Source organism: Cedecea lapagei (assembly GCF_900635955.1).
Taxonomy (GTDB): Bacteria; Pseudomonadota; Gammaproteobacteria; order Enterobacterales; family Enterobacteriaceae; genus Cedecea; species Cedecea lapagei.
The window spans coordinates 341,367-367,233 of the sequence record NZ_LR134201.1; the positions used below are offsets into that span (position 1 = coordinate 341,367).

Consider the following 25,867-nt stretch of genomic DNA (forward strand, 5'->3'; position numbering starts at 1 on the left):
GGTGTTACCGGCCTTTTTTATTGAATGCTGCCGGGAAGCCAGCAGTCAGCCTGCAAACCACCTTGCTCACGGTTACCCAGCTCCAGACGGCCATGGTGGAGCTGCACAATGCGCTGCACAATGTTCAGACCCAGCCCGCTGCCGCCGTAGCGCTGATCCATGCGTCTGAAAGGCTCAGTGGCATGGCGGAGGTATTCTGCCTTAATACCCGGCCCGCTGTCGGCAACGCTTAACAGGGTTCCTCCCTCTCTCTCCTTCAACGCTACATGAATTTCGCCTTTGTCAGGGCTATAGCGAGAGGCGTTTTCCAGCAGGTTACGCAGCATCAAACGCAGCAGAACGGCATCGCCCTGGACGGTCAGAGAAGAGGCTGCGGGCCAGACGAACCTTTGCCCGCGAGGCGCGGCCAGCTCTTCCATCTCCATCTTCAGGGGAGCAATGATGTCGCTGCTCCAGGTCAGCGTATTGTAATGCCCGCTGGCCAGCGCCTGCCCGGCGCGAGAGAGCATCAGCAGCTGCTCAATGGTATGCATGAGCTGATCGATACGGGTTAACAGCATTGGGGCCTGCTCTATCCCATTTTTTGCCATTAACTCGAGGTGCAGCCTGAGTCCGGCAAGCGGCGTCCTCAGTTCGTGTGCGGCATCCGCAGTGAAAAGGCGTTCCTGCTGAATAGTATGATCCAGCCGACCCAGAAGCTGATTCAGGGAGTTGGTTACGGCCACCATTTCGTCCATATCGGAAAACATAGGCAGCGGCGTGAGATTGTCGGCTGACCGATTCGCGAGGCTGGAGCGCAGCTGGTTCAGCGGGCGGGTTATCCAGGTGATGGCCCAGAAGGAGAAAAACAGCGTAAAGGAGACCATCACCAGAGAAGGCACGAGCAGGGAGGCAATCGCTTCGCGGATCTCTTTCTCCACCTGCTGGTTACGGGCCTTGGCGGAGAGCGTTTCGCTCACCAGGAAGCCAATCTGCTCCCGGCTTTCATGCCAGAGCCAGACAACGCTGATGAGCTGGAAGAAAAGGAGAATAAGCGCCAGCAGGATCATCAGGCGCCGACGCATGCTGCTCATGAGCGGCTTTCCAGACGGTAGCCCACGCCGCGTACGGTTTTGATCCTGTCTTTGCCTAATTTACGGCGTAAGTTGTGAATATGCACTTCAAGGGTGTTGGAGCCGGGATCGTCCTGCCAGCTGTAAATGTCCTGCTGTAGCGTTTCGCGGTGCACCGTCTGGCCAATGCGCATCATCAGACGGGTGAGCAGGGAAAACTCTTTGGGGGTGATCTCTACGACCTGGCCGGCGAGCAACACCTGCTGAGTTTGCAGATTAAGGGTCAGATCGTCTTCCTGCAGCAGATTATCGCTGTGTCCTTGGTAGCGGCGAATCAGCGCCCGCGCCCGCGCCTGCAGCTCGGCCAGGGCAAAGGGTTTCACCAGATAATCATCGGCGCCAGAGTCCAGGCCATTTACTCGGTCTTCAAGCGCGTCACGAGCTGTCAGGATGAGTACGGGGTTTTTTACCCCGCGGCGGCGCCACTGGTTTAGCAGCGTTGCGCCGTCTTTGTCAGGCAGCCCGAGGTCGAGGATAATCAGGCTGTATTCGCCGCTTTGCAGCAGGGCGTCCGCCTGAGCGGCAGTGGTGGCGCAGTCTAAGGCGTAACCTTCTCCGCCCAATGCCAGCGCAAGGCCTTCCTGTAGCAGCAAATCGTCTTCAACAATAAGCAGTTTCATGGCTAGTTATTTTGGTAAATATCCTTGTAAAGCCGGCTTTCAAAGCGCACCAGCGGGATACGGCGATTGCGCTGGTCGGCCGGTTCAACGGCATAGCCAGAAAGATATTGCACAAAGGCCATGCGTTGCCCACTTGCCGTGGTAATGAAGCCTGCCAGATTGTAAACCCCCTGCAGCGAGCCTGTCTTGGCTGAGACCTTGCCGTCCACGCCCGCCTGATGCAGGCCTGCGCGGTACTGCAAAGAGCCGTCGTAGCCAGCGAGCGGCAGCATGGAGATAAAGTTTAGCTGATTATCGTTTTGAGCGATGTATTGCAGCACCTGCATCATGGTGGCAGGGGAGATCAGGTTATGGCGCGAAAGGCCGGAGCCATCGACAACGATGCTGTTCCCCAAATCTACGCCCGCTTTTTGACGCAAAATCTGCCGCACGGAATCCGCCCCTGCTCGCCAGGTACCGGGAACGCCCAAACGGTTATGCCCGATGGTTCTGAACACGGTGTCGGCAATCATGTTATCGGATTTCTTCAGCATGATTTTAAGCAGATCGTGCAGCGGCGCTGATTGCTTGCTGGCGAGCACCGTACCCGGCTCGTTAGGCTGGGTCTGGCGCAGCAGCGTTCCGCTGTAGGCGATCCCCGCCTGCTTCAGCTCATCTTTGATGATAGCGCCCGCATAGCTGGCACCGTCCTGAATAGCAAAGGCTAATGGCAGCGGATCGGCCCGCTGTGTAAGACAGCCGGTTAGCGTATAGCGGTTGAGATCCCCCGGCACAACGTCAAGCTCACAGTACTGGGCATCGGGAGAGCCTTTGGCCAGGGTTCTGACCTGGCTGAACATCACCACCGGGTAATAGGAGGCGATGCGGATGTAGGCTAAGTCGTCAGCTTTAGGCGCGCTATACAGGGAGATTGAGAAACAGTTGCGGTCGACTATTGCCGCAGCAGGAGGCGCGCTGAAACACTGCGTCATATCGTTCCACGGCCAGCCCGGGGCTTTATCATGGCTGGCAAAGACGGAGGTATCGACCAGCACGTTACCGTTGATCTGCTGGACGCCCGCTTTTTTTAATTCGCTGACCATATTGCGAATGTCCTGACGTTTTAACGTAGGATCGCCGCCGAAACGGGCGATAAGATCGCCATTCAACACGCCATTATCAATCTGAGCGCGGCTTTCCAGCGTTGTCGTAAATCGAAAGTCCGGGCCTAGCTGGAGCAGGGCCGCCAGCGCCGTAATCACTTTTTGAGTACTGGCAGGCAGCGCCATCTGCTGGCTGTGGTAATCGATGAACGGGGTGGTGGCGCCGACTTTTTGCACCATCAGCGCCAGGTTCGCCCCGTCAGGCAACTGGGAGGTATATTCTTCAACGTTCGCCGCCTGAACATGGATGGCTACGGCAGCGGTCAACCCAATGACAAATCTCAAAAATCGCATAATCTCGCGGTAACGGCCTGGAAACGTGACCGCCATACTACGGTGCATTATGGTGCAAAGTAAACGATGACCCTCAGGGAACTCCAGGGTAAAATACCGGTCAATTTGAAAACTGTTACTGGCCTGGAGTTATCACCCCGGGTCGGTTTTCTTTTATTTGTTGGCGGAGAGGCTTCCCCTGTTCCGACCCTACTTTTAAGCCAGCGCGGTGTTTTACCCTGCTGCAGAGGACTGATTTTAAGAGGTATAACAAATGCAACCTATCCCGATGACATTACGTGGCGCTGAACAATTACGCGAAGAGCTGGATTTCCTGAAGTCCGTGCGCCGCCCGGAAATCATTGCTGCCATTGCCGAAGCTCGCGAGCATGGCGATCTGAAAGAAAACGCCGAATATCACGCCGCGCGTGAGCAGCAGGGCTTCTGCGAAGGTCGTATTCAGGATATCGAAGCGAAGCTGTCCAATGCTCAGGTGATCGACGTCACAAGAATGCCAAATAACGGCCGCGTGATTTTTGGCACCACCGTAACGGTATTGAATCTGGACAACGACGAAGAGCTGACTTACCGCATTGTGGGCGACGATGAGGCTGATTTTAAAAAGAATCTTATCTCTGTCAATTCGCCTATTGCTCGCGGCCTGGTGGGGAAGGAGTGCGACGATGTTGTGGTGATTCGCACGCCTGGCGGCGATGTTGAATTCGAAATTCTGAAAGTGGAATATTTGTAATTTTTACTACGCTAACTAAAGGGTTGGCGTATTGTAAAGAAAAGAAAAAGGCCGCATAGCGGCCTTTTATCAACGAACATAGCGTGGCATTTTGCACACCTCTGCTTACTTCGGCAGAGAAATCTTCCGCTCTTTAGAAGGGCGATAGAGCACCAGCGTTTTACCGATGACCTGTACGTTACAGGCGCCGGTTTCCCGCACGATGGCATCCACAATTAAGGTTTTCGTTTCGCGATCTTCCGTTGCGATCTTCACCTTGATTAACTCATGGTGCTCAAGCGCTTGTTCAATCTCGGCCAGTACCCCTTCGGTCAAACCATTGTTGCCAAGCAGAACGACCGGCTTGAGCGGATGAGCTAGACCTTTCAGGTGCTGTTTTTGTTTAGTACTCAGATTCATCGTATTTTTTGCTTACGTTGGGATTGAAAACGGTTCATTCTACCGCCATCTCCAGTGTATCGCCAAATCGGCTGTGCTGATTGTTAGTTAGCCTGCTATTCACGATGAACAAAGTTGGAAATTGAGATGACAGGTAAGAAGCGTTCTGCCAGCTCCAGTCGCTGGCTGCAGGAACACTTTAGCGATAAATATGTTCAACAGGCACAGAAAAAGGGGTTGCGGTCCCGTGCCTGGTTTAAACTTGATGAAATACAGCAAAGTGACAAACTTTTTAAGCCAGGAATGACTATTGTTGATCTTGGCGCTGCACCCGGCGGGTGGTCACAGTACGTCGTGACGCAAATCGGGAATCAGGGGCGAATCATCGCTTGCGATCTTTTACCAATGGATCCTATCGTTGGTGTGGACTTCCTTCAGGGCGATTTTCGTGATGAATTAGTCGTCAAGGCCCTGCTGGAACGTGTTGGTGACAGTAAAGTTCAGGTTGTCATGTCAGATATGGCACCAAACATGAGCGGGACACCGGCAGTTGATATTCCTCGCGCTATGTACCTGGTAGAACTGGCACTGGAAATGTGTCGGGATGTGCTGGCGCCGGGCGGTAGTTTTGTAGTGAAAGTGTTTCAGGGCGAAGGTTTCGATGAATACCTGCGGGAAATTCGCTCCCTGTTTACGACCGTTAAAGTTCGTAAGCCGGACTCTTCTCGTGCCCGCTCACGTGAAGTGTACATTGTAGCGACCGGGCGCAAACTATAGTACCCTGACGCTGTTTGTTAACACAGTTGTAATATGAGGTTAATCCCTTGAGTGACATGGCGAAAAACCTAATACTCTGGCTGGTCATTGCCGTAGTGCTAATGTCGGTATTCCAGAGCTTTGGGCCCAGCGAGTCAAATGGCCGTAGGGTGGACTACTCCACTTTCCTGTCCGAAGTTAATCAGGACCAGGTTCGCGAAGCGCGCATCAACGGACGTGAAATCAACGTTACCAAGAAAGATAGTAACCGATACACGACTTACATCCCCGTTAATGATCCCAAGCTGCTTGATAATCTGATTACCAAGAATGTGAAAGTCGTGGGTGAACCGCCTGAAGAGCCGAGCCTGCTGGCTTCTATCTTCATCTCCTGGTTCCCAATGCTGCTGCTGATTGGGGTCTGGATCTTCTTTATGCGTCAAATGCAGGGCGGCGGTGGCAAAGGCGCCATGTCGTTCGGCAAGAGCAAGGCGCGAATGCTAACGGAAGACCAAATCAAAACCACCTTTGCTGACGTTGCTGGCTGTGACGAAGCGAAAGAAGAGGTGGGTGAGCTGGTTGAATACCTGCGTGAGCCGAGCCGCTTCCAGAAGCTGGGCGGTAAAATCCCGAAAGGCGTCCTGATGGTCGGCCCTCCGGGTACCGGTAAAACGCTGCTGGCGAAAGCGATTGCTGGCGAAGCGAAAGTGCCGTTCTTCACGATTTCCGGTTCTGACTTCGTTGAAATGTTCGTTGGCGTGGGCGCATCCCGCGTGCGCGACATGTTCGAACAGGCCAAGAAAGCAGCACCTTGCATTATCTTTATCGATGAAATTGATGCCGTAGGCCGTCAGCGTGGCGCCGGTCTGGGTGGTGGTCACGATGAGCGTGAGCAGACCCTGAACCAGATGCTGGTTGAGATGGATGGCTTCGAAGGTAACGAAGGTATCATCGTTATCGCGGCAACCAACCGTCCAGACGTACTGGACCCTGCGCTGCTGCGTCCGGGCCGTTTCGACCGTCAGGTTGTGGTTGGCCTGCCGGACGTTCGTGGTCGCGAGCAGATCCTGAAAGTGCATATGCGTCGCGTACCGCTTTCGCCGGATATCGATGCTGCAATTATCGCTCGCGGTACGCCTGGCTTCTCCGGTGCCGATCTGGCTAACCTGGTGAACGAAGCTGCGCTGTTTGCCGCCCGCGGTAACAAACGTGTGGTCTCGATGGTTGAGTTCGAGAAAGCGAAAGACAAAATCATGATGGGGGCAGAACGTCGCTCCATGGTGATGACGGAAGCGCAGAAAGAATCCACCGCCTATCACGAAGCAGGCCATGCGATTATCGGTCGTCTGGTGCCGGAGCATGACCCGGTGCATAAAGTGACGATTATTCCTCGTGGCCGTGCGCTGGGTGTAACCTTCTTCCTGCCTGAAGGCGATGCCATCAGCGCCAGCCGTCAGAAGCTGGAAAGCCAGATTTCGACCCTGTACGGTGGCCGTCTGGCAGAAGAGATTATCTACGGGCCAGAGCATGTCTCTACCGGTGCGTCGAACGACATTAAGGTCGCGACTAACCTGGCGCGTAACATGGTGACCCAGTGGGGCTTCTCCGACAAACTTGGTCCGCTGCTGTACGCGGAAGAAGATGGAGAGGTATTCCTGGGTCGTTCGGTAGCAAAAGCGAAGCATATGTCCGATGAGACAGCGCGTATTATCGATCAGGAAGTGAAATCCCTGATTGAACGAAACTATGCACGTGCTCGCCAGCTGCTGAACGAGAACCTGGATATTCTTCACACCATGAAAGATGCGTTGATGAAGTATGAAACCATCGATGCACCGCAGATTGACGATCTGATGGCTCGCCGCGAAGTGCGTCCGCCAGCGGGTTGGGAAGATGCGAGCAAAACCAGCAATAATTCTGATAACAACGGTACCCCGAATGCGCCACGCCCGGTCGATGAACCGCGTACGCCGAATCCGGGTAACACCATGTCAGAGCAGCTGGGCGACAAATAAGACGCTCACGCCAGATGTTTTTGCAGTAATCTATAAACCCCGGGCCTGCCCCGGGGTTTTTGTTTTTGTACCTCCCAAGACAGACGCAAAGGAAGAAGAATGAAACTCACCGCGCAGGGCTCTACGCTTGATCTCTCCCATCCTCATGTCATGGGGATTTTAAACGTTACGCCGGACTCTTTTTCCGACGGCGGCCAGCACAATTCGCTGGTTGAAGCCCTTAAGCATGCAAACGCCATGATCAACGCCGGGGCAACAATCATTGACGTTGGCGGAGAGTCTACCCGTCCCGGCGCGGCCGAAGTGAGTACGGAAGAAGAGCTTGAGCGCGTTATCCCGGTGGTGGAGGCCATTGCCCAGCGTTTTGAAGTCTGGGTTTCGGTGGATACCTCAAAAGCCGAGGTCATCCGTGCGGCTGCACGGGCAGGGGCGCATATTATCAACGACATCCGCTCTTTGCAGGCGCCAGGTGCGCTTGCCGCTGCTGCGGAAACCGGGCTGCCGGTTTGCCTGATGCATATGCAGGGTGAACCCAAAACGATGCAGCAGGCGCCGCAGTATGACGACGTGTTTGCCGACGTGAATCGCTTTTTTGTTGAGCACATTGCGCGCTGCGAAGCGGAAGGCATCTCAAAAGAGAAATTGCTGCTCGACCCGGGCTTTGGTTTCGGTAAGAATCTCACCCACAATTATCAGTTATTGGCCCGGCTTTCGGAATTCCATCACTTCGGCATGCCGCTACTGGTGGGAATGTCCCGTAAATCCATGGTAGGGCAACTACTGAACGTTGGTCCGGACCAGCGCCTGAGCGGAAGTCTTGCCTGTGCGGTGATTGCTGCGATGCAGGGGGCTCAAATTCTTCGTGTTCACGACGTGAAAGAGACCGTTGAAGCTATGCGCGTGGTTGAAGCTACGCTTTCAGTGAAGGAAAACAAATACTATGAGTAACCGTAAATACTTTGGCACCGATGGCATCCGTGGCCGCGTGGGCGATGCGCCTATTACGCCTGATTTCGTTCTGAAGCTGGGCTGGGCAGCGGGTAAAGTCCTTGCTCGCCACGGCTCCCGCAAAATCATCATCGGTAAAGATACGCGTATCTCCGGTTATATGCTGGAATCTGCGCTGGAAGCTGGCCTGGCCGCGGCCGGTCTGTCTGCTTCTTTTACCGGGCCAATGCCAACACCTGCGGTTGCCTACCTGACCCGTACCTTCCGCGCTGAGGCCGGGATCGTTATTTCCGCCTCCCATAACCCGTTCTATGACAACGGCATCAAGTTCTTCTCCATCGACGGAACCAAGCTGCCGGATGAAGTCGAAGAAGCCATTGAAGCGGAGATGGAAAAGGAGATCACCTGCGTCGACTCGGCAGAGCTGGGCAAAGCTAGCCGTATCGTCGATGCCGCCGGGCGCTATATTGAATTCTGCAAGGGCACCTTCCCGAACGAGCTAAGCCTGAATGGCCTCAAAATCGTTGTGGACTGCGCCAACGGGGCGACTTATCACATTGCCCCCAATGTGCTGCGTGAACTGGGCGCAAAAGTGATTGCTATCGGCTGCGAGCCGGACGGGCTGAATATCAATGAGAAATGCGGCGCGACCGACGTGCGTATGCTGCAGGAGCGTGTGCTGGCGGAGAAAGCCGATCTCGGTATTGCGTTTGACGGCGACGGTGACCGCGTAATCATGGTGGATAACCTTGGGCACAAGGTGGATGGCGACCAGATCCTCTACATCATCGCTCGTGAAGGGCTGCGTCAGGGGCAGCTGCGCGGCGGCGCCGTGGGAACGTTGATGAGCAATATGGGGCTGGAAGTGGCGCTGAAGCAGCTGGGTATTCCATTTGCCCGCGCCAAAGTTGGCGACCGCTATGTGCTGGAGAAACTGCAGGAGAAAGGCTGGCGTATCGGGGCGGAAAACTCCGGGCACGTGATTCTGCTGGACCAGACCACCACCGGCGACGGCATTGTTGCAGGTTTGCAAGTACTCACAGCAATGGTTCGCAACCATATGAGCCTGCACGATCTCTGCAGCGGCATGAAACTCTTCCCGCAGGTTTTGATCAACGTGCGCTTCACCGCGGGCAGCGGCGATCCGCTTGAAAACGCAGAGGTCAAACGTGTCACCGAAGAGGTGGAAACCGCATTGGGCAACCGTGGCCGCGTGTTGTTACGTAAATCCGGAACCGAACCGCTGATTCGCGTGATGGTTGAAGGCGAGGATGAAGCGCAGGTCACGGCCTTTGCTAACCAAATCGCCGATGCAGTGAAGGCAGTTTAATCTCTCCTTCGCCGCAAACTGATTGAAAAGGCGGCATTTGCCGCCTGTTTTTTAGCTCGAAACGCAGGGTTTGCTGTTTTTTTCCGCAGTCAGTGCATTGTTAATAAATTGCCCTTGCGCACCCGACCGGCTTTGGTTAGTATTCTCACCCGCTTCAGTGGGTAATGACAAACGTATCCGCTTAACTGGTTTGAAGCAATTGGCGTGCGGTAATCCCGCAAGGAACAGGTTAATTATGTACGAAGCTCTTTTAGTTGTTTTCCTTATTGTAGCGTTGGGCCTTGTCGGTCTTATTATGCTGCAGCAAGGTAAAGGCGCTGATATGGGAGCCTCCTTCGGAGCAGGCGCTTCCGCTACGTTATTCGGCTCAAGTGGTTCTGGTAACTTCATGACTCGTATGACCGGCGTGCTCGCAACGTTGTTCTTTATCCTGAGCCTGGTTCTGGGTAACCTCAGCACCAACAAAACCAGTAAAGGAAGCGAGTGGGAAAATTTAAGTCAGCCAGCACAAACTGAGCAGACTGCGCCAGCGGCACCTACCAAGCCGAGCAGCGATATCCCGCAGTAAGTTTGTCAGCTTCAATGCGATAACATGAAGGTTATCGTGTTCAAAGAGTGCCGAGGTGGTGGAATTGGTAGACACGCTACCTTGAGGTGGTAGTGCCCGATTGGGCTTACGGGTTCAAGTCCCGTCCTCGGTACCAAATCCCAGCAATTCTTGCATTTAATGCAATTCTGGCGTAGTATTTGCCACGTTTTCGGACGCGGGGTGGAGCAGCCTGGTAGCTCGTCGGGCTCATAACCCGAAGGTCGTCGGTTCAAATCCGGCCCCCGCAACCACTTTCCCTGAGAGTTCTTTTTCAAATATACTGTGAACACCAGTTTCGGTGCCTTCGCGAAGAATTTAGAAAAAAATTCTCCTGGACGGTGTCCGGGCCGCAGTTGCGGCATACAGGGTTCAGTTATATAAAGCCCCGATTTATCGGGGTTTTTTGTTATCTGACTTTAGAATAACTGGGCTATATGCCCTTTTTTTATGTCTTGGGGGTGGGCTTGTCCACATTAGAGCAAAAATTAACAGAGATGATTTCAGCACCGGTCGAAGCACTGGGCTACGAACTTGTAGGCATCGAATTCGTTCGCGGCCGCACGTCTACGCTGCGCATCTATATTGATAGTGAAGATGGCATCAATGTTGATGATTGTGCTGATGTCAGTCACCAGGTCAGTGCCGTACTGGATGTCGAAGATCCCATCACCGTGGCCTATAACCTGGAAGTTTCCTCACCTGGCCTCGATCGCCCAATGTTCACCGCAGAACACTACGTTCGTTTTACCGGCGAAGAAGTGAGCATTGTATTGCGTATGGCCGTACAAAACCGCCGCAAATGGCAGGGTATTATTAAAGCCGTAGACGGTGAGATGATCACGGTAACGGTCGAAGGAAAAGACGAAGTGTTCGCGCTGAGCAACATCCAGAAAGCGAACCTGGTACCCCACTTTTAATAGTTTGGATTGAGGTGAAAACCCAGGATGAACAAAGAAATTTTGGCTGTTGTTGAAGCAGTTTCCAACGAAAAAGCGCTGCCGCGTGAGAAAATTTTCGAAGCGTTGGAAAGTGCGCTGGCAACGGCGACCAAGAAAAAATACGAGCAAGAAATTGATGTTCGCGTTGAAATCGACCGTAAAAGCGGTGATTTCGATACCTTCCGCCGTTGGGTTATCGTCGAAGAGGTTACCCAGCCAACGCGTGAAATCACGCTGGAAGCGGCTCAATTCGAAGATCCGGCCCTCACCGTGGGTGAATACGTCGAAGATCAGATTGAATCCGTGACCTTTGACCGTATCACCACTCAAACCGCGAAGCAGGTTATCGTGCAGAAAGTTCGCGAAGCCGAGCGCGCGATGGTGGTCGATCAGTTCCGCGAGCACGAAGGTGAAATCATCACCGGCGTGGTGAAAAAAGTGAACCGCGACAATATCTCTCTGGATCTCGGCAGCAATGCTGAAGCCGTGATTCTGCGTGAAGATATGCTGCCGCGTGAAAACTTCCGTCCGGGCGACCGTATTCGCGGGGTACTGTATGCAGTACGTCCTGAAGCTCGCGGTGCGCAGCTGTTCGTTAGCCGTTCTAAGCCTGAGATGCTGATCGAACTGTTCCGCATCGAAGTGCCGGAAATCGGCGAAGAAGTTATCGAAATTAAAGCCGCTGCACGCGATCCTGGCTCTCGCGCCAAAATCGCCGTGAAAACCAACGACAAGCGCATCGACCCGGTCGGCGCCTGCGTAGGGATGCGCGGTGCTCGCGTTCAGGCGGTATCTACTGAGTTAGGCGGTGAGCGTATTGATATCGTGCTGTGGGACGACAACCCGGCGCAGTTTGTTATCAACGCAATGGCACCGGCTGACGTAGCATCTATCGTTGTCGACGAAGACAAACATACGATGGATATCGCGGTAGAGGCAGGCAACCTGGCACAGGCCATTGGCCGTAACGGTCAGAACGTTCGCCTGGCATCACAGCTGAGCGGCTGGGAACTCAACGTTATGACCGTTGACGACCTGCAGGCTAAACATCAGGCTGAAGCGCATGCGGCTATTGATACCTTTACCAAATACCTCGACATTGACGAGGATTTCGCCACCGTGTTGGTCGAAGAAGGTTTCTCCACGCTGGAAGAGTTGGCCTATGTGCCAATGAAAGAGCTGCTGGAAATCGACGGCCTTGATGAAGACACCGTGGAAGCATTACGCGATCGCGCTAAAAACGCGCTCACCACACTGGCTCTGGCGCAAGAAGAGAGTCTTGGCGATAAGAAACCTGCCGAGGATCTGCTGAACCTCGAAGGGATGGATCGCCCGCTGGCCTTTAAACTGGCTGCTCGTGGTGTTAGCTCGCTGGAAGACCTTGCCGAGCAAGGTGTTGACGACCTGTCTGATATCGAAGGTTTAACGGATGAGAAAGCCGGTGAACTGATCATGGCAGCGCGTAACATTTGCTGGTTTGGCGGCGAAGCGTAATAAACTGTAGCAGGAAGGAACAGCATGACAGATGTAACCGTAAAAGCGCTGGCCGCAGAGATTCAGACCTCGGTGGACCGCCTGGTACAGCAATTTGCTGATGCAGGGATCCCGAAGTCTGCTGATGACTCCGTTTCGGCGCAAGAGAAGCAAACGTTGCTGGCCCACCTGAACCATGAGCATGGCTCAGGCCCAGACAAGTTGACTTTACAGCGCAAAACGCGCAGTACTTTAAACATTCCAGGTACCGGTGGGAAAAGTAAATCGGTACAAATCGAAGTCCGCAAGAAGCGCACCTTTGTAAAACGTGATCCGCAAGAGGCTGAGCGCCTTGCAGCGGAAGAACAGGCGCAGCGTGAAGCGGAAGAGCAAGCCCAGCGTGAGGCAGAGGAAGCTGCCAAACGTGCGGCACAAGAAAAAGCCAAGCGTGATGCTGAAGAACAAGCTAAGCGCGAAGCCGCTGATAAAGCGAAACGTGAAGCTGCGGAAAAAGACAAAGTGAGCAATCAACAAACTGATGAAATGACGAAAGCCGCCCACGCCGAGAAGGCTCGCCGTGAAGCGGAGGCTGCTGAACTGAAGCGTAAAGCTGAAGAAGAAGCCCGTCGCAAACTCGAAGAAGACGCCCGTCGCGTGGCGGAAGAAGCCCGTAAAATGGCAGAAGCTAACGCAGGCGTTTGGGAAGAGCAGGAGAAGGTAGAAGACGACAAGTCTGACTATCACGTCACCACCTCCCAGCACGCGCGTCAGGCAGAAGACGAAAACGACCGTGAGGTCGAAGGCGGCCGTGGCCGTAGTCGTACTGCTGCCAAGGCACCGCGCCAGAAAAAGGCAGGCGGCAAACACGGTGAGTCTAAAGCAGACCGCGAAGAAGCTCGTGCAGCCGTTCGCGGCGGCAAAGGCAAACGTAAGCCGAGCAGCCTGCAGCAGGGCTTCACTAAGCCTGCACAGGCCGTTAACCGCGACGTTGTGATTGGCGAAACCATCACCGTTGCTGAACTGGCTAACAAAATGGCGGTTAAAGGCTCTCAGGTCATCAAAGCGATGATGAAGCTGGGCGCAATGGCGACCATCAACCAGGTTATCGATCAGGAAACCGCTCAGCTGGTTGCTGAGGAGATGGGCCACAAAGTTATCCTGCGTCGTGAGAACGAGCTGGAAGAGGCGGTAATGAGCGACCGTGATACCGGCGCGGCAACCGAAACCCGTGCTCCGGTTGTGACCATCATGGGTCACGTTGACCACGGTAAAACCTCTCTGCTGGACTACATTCGTTCTACTAAAGTTGCCTCCGGCGAAGCGGGTGGTATTACCCAGCACATCGGTGCTTACCACGTAGAAACCGACAACGGCATGGTCACCTTCCTGGATACCCCGGGACACGCAGCGTTCACCTCTATGCGTGCTCGCGGTGCTCAGGCGACGGATATCGTTGTTCTGGTTGTTGCTGCTGACGATGGCGTGATGCCGCAGACTATCGAAGCTATCCAGCACGCGAAAGCGGCGCAGGTGCCTGTCGTGGTTGCAGTGAACAAAATCGATAAGCCAGAAGCGGATCCGGATCGCGTTAAAAACGAACTGTCCCAGTACGGCATCATGCCGGAAGAGTGGGGCGGCGAAAGCCAGTTCATCCACGTTTCCGCGAAAGCCGGTACCGGTATCGACGACCTGCTGGATGCTATCCTGCTGCAGGCTGAAGTTCTGGAGCTGAAAGCGGTACGTAAAGGTATGGCGAGCGGCGTGGTCATCGAATCCTTCCTGGATAAAGGTCGTGGTCCGGTTGCTACCGTTCTGGTGCGTGAAGGTACCCTGAACAAGGGCGACATCGTCCTGTGTGGCTTCGAGTATGGCCGCGTGCGTGCGATGCGTGACGAACTGGGCCGTGAAGTGACCGAAGCGGGTCCTTCTATTCCGGTTGAGATCCTCGGCCTGTCCGGCGTACCTGCCGCGGGTGACGAAGTGACCGTTGTTCGTGACGAGAAGAAAGCCCGTGAAGTTGCTCTGTATCGTCAGGGTAAATTCCGCGAAGTGAAACTGGCTCGTCAGCAGAAATCCAAGCTGGAAAACATGTTCGCCAACATGACCGAAGGCGAAGTCTCCGAAGTGAACATCGTGCTGAAAGCCGACGTTCAGGGTTCTGTGGAAGCGATCAGCGACTCCCTGCTGAAACTCTCTACCGATGAAGTGAAAGTTAAAATCATCGGTTCCGGCGTGGGCGGGATTACCGAGACTGACGCTACTCTGGCTGCAGCATCCAACGCCATCCTGGTGGGCTTCAACGTTCGTGCCGACGCTTCTGCGCGCCGCGTGATTGAAGCTGAAAGCCTGGATCTGCGTTACTACTCCGTCATCTATAACCTGATTGACGAAGTGAAAGCAGCGATGAGCGGCATGCTGTCTCCTGAGCTGAAACAGCAGATCATCGGTCTGGCTGAAGTTCGTGATGTCTTCAAATCACCGAAATTTGGCGCGATTGCCGGCTGTATGGTTACCGAAGGTGTGGTTAAACGTCACAACCCAATCCGCGTACTGCGCGACAACGTGGTTATCTATGAAGGCGAGCTGGAATCCCTGCGCCGCTTCAAAGATGACGCAAGCGAAGTCCGTAACGGCATGGAATGTGGTATCGGCGTTAAGAACTACAACGACGTGCGCGTGGGCGATATGATCGAAGTCTTCGAAATTATCGAGATCAAGCGTACCATCTCCTGATAGCCGTACCGCATCAACTATCTTAGGGGGGCCGTGTGCCCCCCGTTTTGTCTGGAGAAATTATTATGGCGAAAGAATTTGGTCGCCCGCAGCGCGTTTCTCAGGAATTGCAGAAAGAAATTGCCATTATCCTGCAGCGCGAAATTAAAGACCCGCGTCTGGGCATGATGACCACCGTCTCTGGTGTTGAAGTCTCCCGCGATCTGGCCTATGCCAAAGTTTTTGTGACCTTCCTGAACGACAAAGACGAAGATGCCATCAAAGAAGGCATCAAAGTTCTGCAGGATGCGTCTGGCTATATCCGTACTTTGGTTGGCAAGGCAATGCGCCTGCGCATCGTGCCAGAGCTGACCTTCTTCTACGATAACTCGCTGGTTGAAGGGATGCGCATGTCTAACCTGGTTTCCAATGTCATCCGTCATGATGACGAGCGTCGCGTGAATACGGACGACAGCAAGGAGGATTGATGAGTCGTCCTCGTCGTCGCGGTCGTGATATTCACGGTGTGCTGTTGCTGGATAAGCCCCAGGGCCTCTCTTCCAACGACGCACTGCAAAAAGTAAAACGCCTTTATAACGCGAACCGCGCAGGCCATACCGGTGCGCTGGATCCGCTGGCGACCGGCATGCTGCCGATCTGCCTCGGTGAAGCGACAAAGTTCTCCCAGTATCTGCTGGACTCCGACAAGCGTTATCGCGTCATCGCCAAACTTGGGCAGCGCACCGATACGTCTGATGCCGACGGCATTGTTGTCCAGCAGCGCCCGGTTAACTTTAGCGCCGGGCAGCTTGCCGCCGCGCTGGAGACTTTCCGCGGGGATACCGAGCAGGTTCCATCGATGTATTCAGCGCTTAAGCATCAGGGTAAGCCCCTGTATGAATATGCGCGTGCGGGTATTGAGGTTGAACGCGAAGCCCGGCCAATCACGGTCTATGAACTGCTGTTTATTCGCCATGAAGGGGACGAGCTGGAGCTGGAGGTTCACTGCTCTAAAGGGACGTACATCCGTACGATCGTTGACGATCTCGGCGAAAAACTTGGCTGCGGTGCGCACGTGATTTTCCTGCGTCGTCTGGCGGTCAGTAAATATCCGATTGAGCGCATGGTTACGCTGGAACAGCTCAATGAGCTGGTTGAGCAGGCGCATCGGCAGGAAAGAGCGCCAGCAGACCTGCTGGATCCGCTGCTAATGCCAATGGACAGCCCGGCTTCAGATTTCCCGCTGGTGAACTTGCTGCCGGAGGTTGCCGTCTACTTTAAAAACGGTAATCCAGTTCGGGTGGCTGGCGTGCAGGCCGAAGGACTGGTGCGCGTTAGCGAAGGCGAAGAGCAGAAATTTATTGGGATGGGTGAAATCGATGACGAGGGCCGGGTTGCTCCGCGCCGTCTGGTTGTCGAATATCCCCTCTGACTTTTGCCGCTACCTTGCGGTAAAAGAGCGCTACAGGTAAAATAGCGCGGCTTAACGGCTGGCCGATTGTTTAACAAGCGGTTCAGGCGTGCACTGGGGTTGCTGAATTAGAGATCGGCACCCTGTTTATTTATCTATAATGTTGGAGTTGAAAATGTCTCTAAGCGTTGAAGCTAAAGCTAAAATCGTTTCCGAGTTTGGTCGTGGTACTAACGACAGCGGTTCTACCGAAGTTCAGGTTGCACTGCTGACTGCACAGATTAACCACCTGCAGGGTCACTTTGCAGAGCACAAAAAAGATCACCACAGCCGTCGTGGTCTGCTGCGTATGGTTTCTCAGCGTCGTAAACTGCTCGACTACCTGAAACGTAAAGATGTAGCACGTTACACCGGCCTGATCGAGCGCCTGGGTCTGCGTCGCTAGTTCTTGCGAGTTTCAGAAAAAGGGGCCTGTAAGGGCCCCTTTTTTCAACCAGACGGCAGCAATTCTATGGAAACTAATGTATTGTTGCTGAGTGTGATCTTTATTGCAGAGGTTCGCGCGGCTAATGAGAGGCTTTACCCGTAAGGACGGGTTAGGGTTGTCATTAGTCGCGAGGATGTGATGAAGATCGGGTACCAACGGCGGCGCGTGAAGCCACGTGCTGCCCGTCATTTTTAAGGATCTTATTTTGCTGAATCCGATCGTTCGTAAATTCCAGTATGGCCAGCATACGGTCACGCTTGAGACCGGCATGATGGCTCGCCAGGCTACCGCTGCTGTTATGGTAAGCATGGATGACACCGCGGTATTCGTTACCGTTGTGGGCCAGAAAAAAGCCAAACCAGGCCAGGACTTCTTCCCCCTGACCGTTAACTACCAGGAGCGTACCTACGCTGCTGGCCGTATCCCGGGAAGCTTCTTCCGTCGTGAAGGCCGCCCAAGCGAAGGCGAAACCCTGATCGCGCGTCTGATTGACCGCCCGGTTCGTCCGCTGTTCCCGGAAGGCTTCGTCAACGAAGTGCAGGTTATCGCGACCGTTGTTTCCGTGAACCCACAGGTACACCCTGATATCGTTGCCATGATTGGTGCCTCTGCGGCGCTGAGCCTGTCCGGTATTCCTTTCAACGGCCCAATCGGTGCGGCTCGTGTGGGTTATATTAACGACCAGTACGTGCTGAACCCGACCGCTGAAGAGCTGAAAACCAGCAAGCTGGATCTGGTTGTTGCCGGTACCCAAAGCGCAGTCCTGATGGTTGAATCCGAAGCTGAACTGCTGAGCGAAGACCAGATGCTGGGCGCCGTTGTCTTCGGTCACGATCAGCAGCAGGTTGTTATCAACGAAATCAACGCACTGGTTGCCGAAGCTGGCAAACCACGTTGGGACTGGCAGCCAGAAGCGGTAAACGAAGCGCTGAACGCTCGCGTTGCTGCGCTGGCAGAATCCCGTCTGAGCGATGCTTACCGCATCACTGAGAAACAAGAGCGTTATGCGCAGGTTGACGTCATCAAAGCTGACGTTATTGCGACGCTGACCGCTGAAGATGACGCTCTGGATGCCGGTGAACTGTCCGACATTCTGCACGCTATCGAGAAAAACGTTGTTCGTAGCCGTATCCTGGCAGGCGAGCTGCGCATCGATGGTCGTGAAAAAGACATGATTCGTGGCCTGGACGTGCGCACCGGCGTTCTGCCACGTACTCACGGCTCTGCGCTGTTTACCCGCGGCGAAACTCAGGCGCTGGTGACCGCGACTCTGGGTACCGCACGTGATGCGCAGAATCTGGACGAGCTGATGGGCGAGCGTACCGACAGCTTCCTGTTCCACTACAACTTCCCTCCATACTGCGTCGGCGAGACCGGGATGGTAGGTTCTCCTAAGCGTCGTGAAATTGGTCACGGTCGCCTGGCGAAGCGTGGCGTGCTGGCCGTTATGCCAGAAGCAGATAAATTCCCGTACACCGTTCGTGTGGTTTCTGAAATCACCGAATCTAACGGTTCTTCTTCCATGGCTTCCGTGTGCGGTGCTTCTCTGGCACTGATGGACGCAGGTGTGCCGATTAAAGCCGCCGTTGCGGGTATCGCGATGGGCCTGGTGAAAGAAGGCGACAACTTTGTTGTACTGTCCGACATTCTGGGTGACGAAGATCACCTGGGCGATATGGACTTTAAAGTTGCCGGTAGCCGTGAAGGTATCTCTGCGCTGCAGATGGATATCAAAATCGAAGGTATCACCCGCGAAATCATGCAGGTGGCTCTGAACCAGGCTAAGGGTGCGCGTCTGCACATTCTGGGCGTGATGGAACAGGCTATCGATGCGCCGCGTGGCGACATCTCCGAATTCGCTCCGCGTATTCACACCATCAAAATCAACCCGGACAAGATCAAAGACGTGATCGGTAAGGGCGGTGCTGTGATTCGTGCGCTGACCGAAGAAACCGGCACCACCATCGAAATCGAAGATGACGGTACCGTGAAGATCGCAGCGACCGACGGTGATAAAGCGAAACACGCTATCCGTCGTATCGAAGAGATCACCGCTGAAATCGAAGTGGGCCGTATCTACAACGGTAAAGTCACTCGTATCGTTGATTTCGGTGCATTTGTGGCTATCGGTGGCGGTAAAGAAGGTCTGGTTCACATCTCTCAAATCGCTGACAAGCGCGTAGAGAAAGTGACTGACTACCTGCAGATGGGTCAGGAAGTTCCGGTGAAAGTACTGGAAGTTGACCGTCAGGGCCGCGTCCGTTTAAGCATTAAAGAAGCTACCGAGCAGTCCCCGGCAGACGAAGCAGCACCTGCTGCACCAGAAGCTGAGTAAGGTTTGCCCATTAAGCTCTCCATGGTGACATGGAGAGCTGTTTGTTACGGGACAGGATGTCTCGTTTGCAGCCGGGGGACAGGACGTTCATCCATTTGTTGTCTTCGGGAGTAGGAAATGAAGCCTTTTTTTGCGCTGGTGTTTCGTTGCTACAGCTATCACGCTGGCCGGATGCAGCAACTCTGCCTGGCGTAAGAACGAAGTATTAGCGGTGCCACTGCAGCCTACGCTGCAGCAGGAAGTTATTCTGGCACGCATGGAACAAATACTTGCCAGTCGGGCTTTAACCGATGACGAACGCGCACAGCTTTTATATGAGCGCGGAGTGTTGTATGATAGTCTCGGTCTGAGGGCTCTGGCGCGTAATGATTTTTCACAAGCGCTGGCCATCCGTCCCGATATGCCTGAAGTATTCAATTACTTAGGCATTTATTTAACGCAGGCAGGCAATTTTGATGCTGCCTATGAAGCGTTTGATTCTGTACTTGAGCTTGATCCAACTTACAACTACGCGCACTTAAATCGCGGTATCGCCCTCTATTACGGTGGTCGTTATCGTTTAGCGCAAGATGATCTGCTGGCGTTTTATCAAGACGATCCCAACGATCCTTTCCGTAGCCTGTGGCTCTATATTGCTGAACGCAATCTGGACGAAAAACAGGCCAAAGTGGCGCTACAACAGCGTCTCGAGAAATCGGATAAAGAACAATGGGGATGGAACATTGTCGAGTTCTACCTGGGCAACATTAGCGAAAAAGAGCTAATGGAACGCCTCAAGGCGGACGCAACGGATAACACCTCGCTCGCTGAGCATCTCAGTGAAACCAACTTCTATTTAGGTAAGTACTACCTAAGTCTGGGGGATAAGGACAGCGCCAAGGCACTGTTCAAGTTAGCGGTTGCTAACAACGTACACAACTACGTTGAGCATCGTTATGCATTGTTGGAATTAGCGCTCTTGGGCCAGGAGCAAGACGACCTGGCAGAATCGGACCAGCAATAGCTGACGAACAACGATCGTCCCATACACTTTTTAACTAAAGTCATCACCTTCACGGGTGAGGGCGTTTTTGTTCGTTAATCAATCAAATTTGAGCCGGTTCACACTTTTCAATGAAAATTGCAGATCAATTTCACGATGAGTTACGTAGACTGGCCGCCATCCATGAGGCACATGTACTACATGACTGATATCATCGAAACCACTTTTTCCGATCTGGGGCTGCACGCCTCCATTATTCAGGCACTTAACGACCTGGGCTACGAAAAGCCATCACCTATTCAGGCTGAGTGTATTCCACACCTGCTGAATGGCCGCGACGTTCTGGGTATGGCTCAGACCGGTAGCGGTAAAACCGCAGCGTTCTCTCTGCCGCTGCTGAACAACCTCGATCCAGAGCTTAAAGCACCGCAAATCCTGGTGCTGGCGCCGACCCGCGAACTGGCGGTTCAGGTTGCAGAAGCCATGACGGATTTCTCTAAACATATGCACGGCGTGAACGTGGTTGCCCTTTACGGCGGCCAGCGTTATGACGTGCAGCTGCGCGCGCTGCGTCAGGGACCACAGATTGTTGTTGGTACTCCAGGGCGTCTGCTTGACCACCTGAAACGCGGCACCCTGAACCTCTCTGGCCTGAAAGGCCTGGTGCTGGACGAAGCAGATGAAATGCTGCGTATGGGCTTCATCGAAGACGTTGAAACCATCATGGCGCAGATCCCGGCTGAACATCAGACCGCGCTGTTCTCCGCAACCATGCCGGAAGCGATTCGTCGTATTACCCGTCGCTTCATGAAAGATCCTCAGGAAGTACGCATCCAGTCCAGCGTAACCACTCGCCCGGACATCAGCCAGAGCTTCTGGTCTGTATATGGCATGCGTAAAAACGAAGCGCTGGTTCGTTTCCTGGAAGCAGAAGATTTTGATGCGGCGATTATCTTCGTGCGTACCAAAAACGCGACCCTGGAAGTGGCTGAAGCGCTGGAGCGCAGCGGTTATAACAGCGCCGCGCTGAACGGTGACATGAACCAGGCGCTGCGTGAGCAGACCCTGGAGCGCCTGAAAGATGGTCGTCTGGACATCCTGATCGCCACCGACGTTGCGGCCCGTGGCCTGGACGTTGAGCGTATCAGCCTGGTGGTTAACTACGACATCCCGATGGACTCCGAGTCTTACGTTCACCGTATCGGCCGTACCGGTCGTGCTGGTCGTGCTGGCCGTGCTCTGCTGTTCGTAGAGAACCGCGAGCGTCGCCTGCTGCGCAACATCGAGCGCACCATGAAGCTGACCATTCCAGAAGTAGAGCTGCCAAATGCGGATCTGCTGGGTGAACGCCGTCTGGCTAAATTTGCCGCTAAAGTTCAGCAGCAGCTGGAAAGCAGCGATCTGGATCAGTACCGTGGCCTGCTGGCAAAAATTCAGCCTTCCGCTGAAGAAGAGCTGGATATCGAAACGCTGGCTGCAGCCCTGCTGAAAATGGCTCAGGGTGAACGTCCTCTGATCCTGCCACCAGATGCACCGATGCGCCCACGTCGCGAATTTAAAGAGCGTGACGATCGCTTCGAACGTCGTGGCGACCGTAACGACCGTGGCCCACGTGGCGATCGTCCGGAGCGTGGTGGTGAAGATCGTCCACGTCGCGAACGTCGCGATGCTGGCGATATGGAACTGTATCGCATCGAAGTTGGCCGTGATGATGGCGTTGAAGTTCGTCACATCGTTGGCGCTATCGCTAACGAAGGCGATATCAGCAGCCGCTACATCGGTAACATCAAGCTGTTCGGGACCCACTCCACCATCGAGCTGCCGAAAGGCATGCCGGGTGAAGTTCTGCAGCACTTTACCCGCACTCGTATTCTGAACAAGCCGATGAATATGCAGCTGCTGGGTGACGCGCAGCCTCGTCCAGAGCGCAGCGGTGAACGCCGTGGCGGTCGTGACGGCGGTGGTCGTAGCTTCGGCGGCGAGCGTCGTGAAGGCGGTCGTGGACCACGTCGCGATGGTGCTGGCGCTGGTGCCGGTGCAGGCCGTAGCTTTAGCGGTGAACGCCGTGAAGGTGGCCGTGGCCCGCGCCGCGAAGACGGTGCAGCAACCGCACGTCGTCGCTTTGGTGATGCATAATTGACCTATAATCTGCCGTTTTATTTTTAAACGGCAGTGAGAAAAGCCCCGGTTCTGGCAATCGGGGCTTTTTTTTTATCCCTTTTGTACTCATGTACTGGTACAATGAACCGCATAAGTCACTTTTGTACGCTATGCCTCTCTTCAGGGATTCGATATGACAACTTTAACCGCCACCGGAACAAAGCCCTCGTTAATCGGCGGCGTCATGATTATCGGTGGGACCATCATTGGCGCAGGGATGTTTTCCTTACCCGTAGTGATGTCGGGCGCCTGGTTCTTCTGGTCGCTGGCCGCGTTGGTGTTCACCTGGTTTTGCATGCTGCATTCCGGATTGATGATCCTGGAGGCGAATCTTAACTACCGCATCGGCTCCAGCTTCGACACCATGACCAAAGATCTGCTGGGAAGAGGCTGGAACGCGATAAACGGCCTGTCGATCGCCTTTGTGCTTTATATCCTGACCTACGCCTACATCTCGGCCAGCGGCTCTATCCTGCACCATACGTTTTCAGAGCTGTCGCTCAATGTCCCGGCTCGCCTGGCTGGTCTGCTCTTCGCGCTGGTCGTCGCGTTTATTGTCTGGCTGAGCACCAAAGCGGTCAGCCGCATGACGGCGATCGTCCTGGGCGCAAAGGTCATCACCTTCTTCCTGACCTTCGGCAGCCTGCTTGGGCACGTCACGCCGACAACGCTGTTTAACGTTGCGGAGAGCAATGCCTCCTATACGCCCTATTTATTGATGACGCTGCCATTCTGTCTGGCCTCTTTTGGCTACCACGGTAACGTGCCGAGCCTGATGAAGTACTACGGCAAAGATCCGCGCACCATTATCCGCTGCCTGGTGTACGGCACGCTGATGGCGCTGGCGCTGTATATCATCTGGCTGCTGGGGACGATGGGCAATATTCCACGCCCTGAGTTTGTCGGCATCGCCGAGAAGGGCGGTAACATCGACGTGCTGGTGCAGGCGCTGAGCGGCGCGCTCAACAGCCGGAGCCTGGATTTGCTGCTGGTGGTGTTCTCAAACTTTGCGGTGGCGAGCTCTTTCCTCGGCGTCACGCTGGGGCTGTTCGATTATCTGGCGGATTTGTTCGGGTTTGATGATTCCGCGCTGGGGCGTCTGAAAACGGCGCTGCTGACCTTCGTCCCGCCGGTTGTCGGCGGCCTGCTGTGGCCGAACGGCTTCCTGTATGCGATTGGCTATGCGGGGCTGGCGGCAACCATTTGGGCGGCGATTGTCCCCACGCTGCTCGCGCGAAAATCACGTAAACGCTTCGGCAGCCCGAAATTCCGCGTCTGGGGCGGCAAGCCGATGATTGCCCTGATTCTGGTGTTTGGCGTAGGCAACGCGCTGGTGCACATTCTGTCTACCTTTGACGTTCTTCCGGTCTATAAGTAAACATTAACGGGCCCTCCGAGCAGAGAGGGCCCATGCAAGGCTAACCCAAAAGCTCTTCTTTCACCTGCATTGCCAAATCGAACGAATGTAAGCGCGCCTGGTGATCGAAAATCTGGCCGTTAACCATAATTTCATCCGCTTCAGTTTCGCGCAGTATAGACTCAAGGCCGTGACGCACCTTCGTTTTATCCCCTACCAGAGACATGCTCAGCGCCTGCTGCACGCCGTACTGTTCTGAGGCTGACCAGAGCTGATGCATATTTTCCACCGGCGGCGGAAGTTGTCCGGTTTCTCCGCGGCGCAGGCGAACAAACGCCTGCTGCATGGAAGTAAACAGGAATTCGGCATCGCGGTTGCTGTCCGCCGCGATGATATTGATGCACACCATCGCGTAGGGTTTTGCCAGCCGCTCGGACGGCTTGAAGTTCTCGCGGTAAAGCTGCAGGGCGCGGTACAGCATGTCAGGCGCAAAGTGCGAGGCAAAAGCAAACGGCAATCCCAGCTGCGCCGCCAGCTGGGCGCTATACAGGCTGGAGCCTAGCAGCCACACCGGGACCTTTTCCCCGTAGCCTGGCACGGGGCGAACGTGCGGATTTGGGTCGCGGGCATCGAACCAGTCAACCAGCTCCGCAACGTCCCGGGGGAAGTTATCAACGTCGCCGCTCATATGGCGCCTTAGCGCCCGCATAGTGGGCTGATCGCTGCCGGGCGCGCGGCCAAGTCCAAGATCGATACGTCCCGGATAGAGCGCATTCAGGGTGCCAAACTGCTCGGCAATCACCAGCGGCGAGTGGTTTGGCAGCATCACGCCGCCGGAGCCTAGATGCAGCGTGGTGGTATTTGCGGCCAGGTAACCAATCAGCACCGACGTGGCCGCGCTGGCGATACCGACCATATTGTGGTGCTCCGCCAGCCAGTAGCGGTGGTAGCCGCGCTTTTCTGCCAGCCGGGCAAGATCCAGAGAGTGAGAAAAAGCCTCCTGCGCCGAGGAGCCTTGAGGGATCGGCGCAAGATCGAGCACCGAAAAAGCAATATTTTTGTCAGTCATAACCGCTCACTTTTGTTACAGCGTCGTCATCAGATTGAAGGTCTTCTTCCAGCCTGGCGCAGGAATACCGCGCCGGCCAGAAAAGCTGCACCTTTAATAGTGCATGAAACACCGATCAGACTTGTTAACAAAGTGAGCTATTCTCAGGCCTGCAGCTCCAGCCCGGCAACGCGTCGCCAGTAGCCGTTACAGTCGCTGCGGTGGGCCAGCGGCAGCGGTGCGCTACCGTCCTCATTGGCGCGGAAGGCATTAAGTATATCCAGCGTCCCTAAGCCCATTGGCGACAGGCGAACGATATCTACCAGCCCCTTCATCGACGTCAGCTCATTGCCGAGATTGTAGACATAGCCGCTCATGGTCTGAATGCCGTTCAGCACGAAGACCTGCTGATCTTCCTGAGAGCGCATCGCGCGGCCGTTAGGATAGTTAATGCAGCAGGTTTCGCACTCGTCTTTGGCTCGGTCTTCGGAGCGTGCGGTAAAGCAGCGAGCGGAGTAAGCCAGCGGCAGATGGCCGTAGCTCAGCACTTCCACTTCGAATTTATCGCGAATACCCAGCTCATCGCACTGGTTAAGCATATTGGCGAGCCAGTCGCGGGAGAGTTCTACCGGCATACACCAGCGCATCATGCCCTGCTTGTGCAGCAGACGCAGCGTAACGGCGTTATAGCAGTTGAGCGCGTGGCCTGCGACGAATGGCAGCTTGCGTTCGGCGGCCATATTAACGCCGCCGATATCGTTGGCTTCAATCAGGAAGTCGCCGTTTTCCACGTAGCGCTTTAGTTCGCCGAGCTCTGAAGGCGCCTGGACCAGCGCCAACGTGGAAAGCACCACCTGCTTGCCCTCGCCGGCGAGCATTTTCGCCATATCCAGCCAGTCGCCAACTTTGGTGGCCCGGCGCTTGCTGCATACCGCTTCGCCCAGATAAATTACGTCGGCACGGCTTTTGGCCGCCGCCTGGTAGAACTTCTCCAGCGTCTCTTTTGGCCAGTAGTAAAGTACCGGCCCCCAGTGAATATTTCATGCTTTT

At 54.7% G+C, this 25,867-nt stretch carries 22 protein-coding genes, 2 tRNA genes and 1 pseudogene; 19 read left to right on the forward strand and 6 right to left on the reverse strand.

The annotated features are described in order from the left end of the window. Positions 1 to 17: 17 nt before the first annotated feature. From pmrB to dacB, 3 genes are read right to left on the reverse strand one after another with little or no spacing between them, the layout of a single operon-like run. The gene (pmrB, locus tag EL098_RS01760) at positions 18 to 1,073 is read right to left on the reverse strand and encodes a two-component system sensor histidine kinase PmrB (RefSeq protein ID WP_126354388.1); all 1,056 of its coding nucleotides are present in this window, start codon (positions 1,071 to 1,073) and stop codon (positions 18 to 20) included. Next, positions 1,070 to 1,732 (reverse strand): two-component system response regulator PmrA, encoded by a 663-nt coding sequence (gene pmrA, locus EL098_RS01765; RefSeq protein ID WP_126354389.1) that lies wholly within the window; start codon positions 1,730 to 1,732, stop codon positions 1,070 to 1,072. Before pmrA ends, pmrB begins: the two co-directional genes overlap by 4 nt. Positions 1,733 to 1,734: 2 nt before the next feature. Beyond that, positions 1,735 to 3,168, reverse strand: coding sequence for a serine-type D-Ala-D-Ala carboxypeptidase (dacB, locus tag EL098_RS01770; protein ID WP_126354390.1), 1,434 nt, complete (start codon positions 3,166 to 3,168; stop codon positions 1,735 to 1,737). A gap of 253 nt (positions 3,169 to 3,421) precedes the next feature. Between dacB and greA the strand changes: the two genes are divergently transcribed. Then, positions 3,422 to 3,898: a transcription elongation factor GreA gene (greA, locus tag EL098_RS01775; RefSeq protein ID WP_039288100.1), complete on the forward strand. Its 477-nt coding sequence runs from the start codon at positions 3,422 to 3,424 to the stop codon at positions 3,896 to 3,898. A 105-nt stretch (positions 3,899 to 4,003) separates the two neighbouring features. On the opposite strand, the gene yhbY is transcribed toward greA, so the two are convergent. Then, the gene (yhbY, locus tag EL098_RS01780) at positions 4,004 to 4,297 is read right to left on the reverse strand and encodes a ribosome assembly RNA-binding protein YhbY (RefSeq protein WP_045784735.1); all 294 of its coding nucleotides are present in this window, start codon (positions 4,295 to 4,297) and stop codon (positions 4,004 to 4,006) included. Positions 4,298 to 4,423: 126 nt separating this feature from the next. Here yhbY and rlmE point away from each other — a divergent pair, with 126 nt between their 5' ends. From rlmE to mtr, 18 genes are all read left to right on the forward strand, one after another. After that, positions 4,424 to 5,053, forward strand: coding sequence for a 23S rRNA (uridine(2552)-2'-O)-methyltransferase RlmE (gene rlmE, locus EL098_RS01785; protein ID WP_008454794.1), 630 nt, complete (start codon positions 4,424 to 4,426; stop codon positions 5,051 to 5,053). A gap of 56 nt (positions 5,054 to 5,109) precedes the next feature. Continuing rightward, positions 5,110 to 7,047 (forward strand): ATP-dependent zinc metalloprotease FtsH, encoded by a 1,938-nt coding sequence (gene ftsH / locus EL098_RS01790; protein ID WP_126354391.1) that lies wholly within the window; start codon positions 5,110 to 5,112, stop codon positions 7,045 to 7,047. 99 nt (positions 7,048 to 7,146) lie between these two features. Further along, positions 7,147 to 7,995 (forward strand): dihydropteroate synthase, encoded by an 849-nt coding sequence (folP, locus tag EL098_RS01795; protein WP_126354392.1) that lies wholly within the window; start codon positions 7,147 to 7,149, stop codon positions 7,993 to 7,995. Continuing rightward, positions 7,988 to 9,325 (forward strand): phosphoglucosamine mutase, encoded by a 1,338-nt coding sequence (gene glmM / locus EL098_RS01800; RefSeq protein WP_126354393.1) that lies wholly within the window; start codon positions 7,988 to 7,990, stop codon positions 9,323 to 9,325. The genes folP and glmM overlap by 8 nt, the downstream gene beginning before the upstream one ends. 235 nt (positions 9,326 to 9,560) lie before the next feature. Next, positions 9,561 to 9,893 carry a preprotein translocase subunit SecG gene (gene secG / locus EL098_RS01805; protein WP_038478508.1) on the forward strand — a complete coding sequence of 111 codons (333 nt, stop codon included), beginning with the start codon at positions 9,561 to 9,563 and terminating at the stop codon, positions 9,891 to 9,893. 49 nt (positions 9,894 to 9,942) lie between these two features. Next, positions 9,943 to 10,029: transfer RNA gene (locus EL098_RS01810), tRNA-Leu, on the forward strand. Positions 10,030 to 10,088: 59 nt separating this feature from the next. After that, positions 10,089 to 10,165: transfer RNA gene (locus EL098_RS01815), tRNA-Met, on the forward strand. A gap of 213 nt (positions 10,166 to 10,378) precedes the next feature. After that, positions 10,379 to 10,831 (forward strand): ribosome maturation factor RimP, encoded by a 453-nt coding sequence (gene rimP, locus EL098_RS01820; protein WP_008454786.1) that lies wholly within the window; start codon positions 10,379 to 10,381, stop codon positions 10,829 to 10,831. Positions 10,832 to 10,858: 27 nt separating this feature from the next. Next, a complete protein-coding gene (nusA, locus tag EL098_RS01825) occupies positions 10,859 to 12,346 on the forward strand; it encodes a transcription termination factor NusA (RefSeq protein ID WP_126354394.1) in 1,488 nt (495 codons plus the stop codon). A gap of 24 nt (positions 12,347 to 12,370) precedes the next feature. Continuing rightward, a complete protein-coding gene (gene infB / locus EL098_RS01830) occupies positions 12,371 to 15,058 on the forward strand; it encodes a translation initiation factor IF-2 (protein ID WP_126354395.1) in 2,688 nt (895 codons plus the stop codon). 65 nt (positions 15,059 to 15,123) lie between these two features. Next, positions 15,124 to 15,525 carry a 30S ribosome-binding factor RbfA gene (gene rbfA, locus EL098_RS01835; RefSeq protein WP_008454782.1) on the forward strand — a complete coding sequence of 134 codons (402 nt, stop codon included), beginning with the start codon at positions 15,124 to 15,126 and terminating at the stop codon, positions 15,523 to 15,525. Beyond that, positions 15,525 to 16,469 (forward strand): tRNA pseudouridine(55) synthase TruB, encoded by a 945-nt coding sequence (truB, locus tag EL098_RS01840; RefSeq protein ID WP_126354396.1) that lies wholly within the window; start codon positions 15,525 to 15,527, stop codon positions 16,467 to 16,469. The genes rbfA and truB overlap by 1 nt, the downstream gene beginning before the upstream one ends. Positions 16,470 to 16,623: 154 nt before the next feature. Further along, entirely contained in the window at positions 16,624 to 16,893 is a 270-nt protein-coding gene (gene rpsO / locus EL098_RS01845) for a 30S ribosomal protein S15 (RefSeq protein ID WP_008454776.1), read from the forward strand. 247 nt (positions 16,894 to 17,140) lie between these two features. Continuing rightward, the gene (gene pnp, locus EL098_RS01850) at positions 17,141 to 19,270 is read left to right on the forward strand and encodes a polyribonucleotide nucleotidyltransferase (protein ID WP_164716755.1); all 2,130 of its coding nucleotides are present in this window, start codon (positions 17,141 to 17,143) and stop codon (positions 19,268 to 19,270) included. 130 nt (positions 19,271 to 19,400) lie between these two features. Then, positions 19,401 to 20,273 carry a lipoprotein NlpI gene (nlpI, locus tag EL098_RS01855; RefSeq protein ID WP_126354397.1) on the forward strand — a complete coding sequence of 291 codons (873 nt, stop codon included), beginning with the start codon at positions 19,401 to 19,403 and terminating at the stop codon, positions 20,271 to 20,273. Between the two features lie 110 nt (positions 20,274 to 20,383). Next, the gene (yrbN, locus tag EL098_RS01860) at positions 20,384 to 20,461 is read left to right on the forward strand and encodes a protein YrbN (protein WP_126358331.1); all 78 of its coding nucleotides are present in this window, start codon (positions 20,384 to 20,386) and stop codon (positions 20,459 to 20,461) included. Then, on the forward strand, positions 20,454 to 22,388 hold the full coding sequence (locus EL098_RS01865; RefSeq protein ID WP_126358332.1) for a DEAD/DEAH family ATP-dependent RNA helicase: 1,935 nt from the start codon (positions 20,454 to 20,456) through the stop codon (positions 22,386 to 22,388). Before yrbN ends, EL098_RS01865 begins: the two co-directional genes overlap by 8 nt. A 157-nt stretch (positions 22,389 to 22,545) precedes the next feature. Beyond that, positions 22,546 to 23,790, forward strand: a complete 1,245-nt coding sequence (mtr, locus tag EL098_RS01870) for a tryptophan permease (RefSeq protein WP_126354398.1) — start codon at positions 22,546 to 22,548, stop codon at positions 23,788 to 23,790. 40 nt (positions 23,791 to 23,830) lie between these two features. Here mtr and EL098_RS01875 read toward each other — a convergent pair whose 3' ends face one another. Both EL098_RS01875 and EL098_RS01880 read right to left on the reverse strand, forming a co-directional pair. Continuing rightward, positions 23,831 to 24,838, reverse strand: coding sequence for a luciferase-like monooxygenase (locus EL098_RS01875; RefSeq protein ID WP_126354399.1), 1,008 nt, complete (start codon positions 24,836 to 24,838; stop codon positions 23,831 to 23,833). Between the two features lie 143 nt (positions 24,839 to 24,981). Further along, positions 24,982 to 25,861 (reverse strand): annotated as a pseudogene (locus EL098_RS01880) (U32 family peptidase). Positions 25,862 to 25,867 lie beyond the last annotated feature (6 nt).

Bases quoted from the DNA above. Each gene is read 5' to 3' on its own strand.
- pmrB (WP_126354388.1), bottom strand. From the start codon at position 1,073: ATGAGCAGCATGCGTCGGCGCCTGATGATCCTGCTGGCGCTTATTCTC.
- pmrA (WP_126354389.1), bottom strand. From the start codon at position 1,732: ATGAAACTGCTTATTGTTGAAGACGATTTGCTGCTACAGGAAGGCCTT.
- dacB (WP_126354390.1), bottom strand. From the start codon at position 3,168: ATGCGATTTTTGAGATTTGTCATTGGGTTGACCGCTGCCGTAGCCATC.
- greA (WP_039288100.1), top strand. From the start codon at position 3,422: ATGCAACCTATCCCGATGACATTACGTGGCGCTGAACAATTACGCGAA.
- yhbY (WP_045784735.1), bottom strand. From the start codon at position 4,297: ATGAATCTGAGTACTAAACAAAAACAGCACCTGAAAGGTCTAGCTCAT.
- rlmE (WP_008454794.1), top strand. From the start codon at position 4,424: ATGACAGGTAAGAAGCGTTCTGCCAGCTCCAGTCGCTGGCTGCAGGAA.
- ftsH (WP_126354391.1), top strand. From the start codon at position 5,110: ATGGCGAAAAACCTAATACTCTGGCTGGTCATTGCCGTAGTGCTAATG.
- folP (WP_126354392.1), top strand. From the start codon at position 7,147: ATGAAACTCACCGCGCAGGGCTCTACGCTTGATCTCTCCCATCCTCAT.
- glmM (WP_126354393.1), top strand. From the start codon at position 7,988: ATGAGTAACCGTAAATACTTTGGCACCGATGGCATCCGTGGCCGCGTG.
- secG (WP_038478508.1), top strand. From the start codon at position 9,561: ATGTACGAAGCTCTTTTAGTTGTTTTCCTTATTGTAGCGTTGGGCCTT.
- nusA (WP_126354394.1), top strand. From the start codon at position 10,859: ATGAACAAAGAAATTTTGGCTGTTGTTGAAGCAGTTTCCAACGAAAAA.
- infB (WP_126354395.1), top strand. From the start codon at position 12,371: ATGACAGATGTAACCGTAAAAGCGCTGGCCGCAGAGATTCAGACCTCG.
- rbfA (WP_008454782.1), top strand. From the start codon at position 15,124: ATGGCGAAAGAATTTGGTCGCCCGCAGCGCGTTTCTCAGGAATTGCAG.
- truB (WP_126354396.1), top strand. From the start codon at position 15,525: ATGAGTCGTCCTCGTCGTCGCGGTCGTGATATTCACGGTGTGCTGTTG.
- rpsO (WP_008454776.1), top strand. From the start codon at position 16,624: ATGTCTCTAAGCGTTGAAGCTAAAGCTAAAATCGTTTCCGAGTTTGGT.
- yrbN (WP_126358331.1), top strand. From the start codon at position 20,384: ATGAAAATTGCAGATCAATTTCACGATGAGTTACGTAGACTGGCCGCC.
- EL098_RS01865 (WP_126358332.1), top strand. From the start codon at position 20,454: ATGACTGATATCATCGAAACCACTTTTTCCGATCTGGGGCTGCACGCC.
- mtr (WP_126354398.1), top strand. From the start codon at position 22,546: ATGACAACTTTAACCGCCACCGGAACAAAGCCCTCGTTAATCGGCGGC.
- EL098_RS01875 (WP_126354399.1), bottom strand. From the start codon at position 24,838: ATGACTGACAAAAATATTGCTTTTTCGGTGCTCGATCTTGCGCCGATC.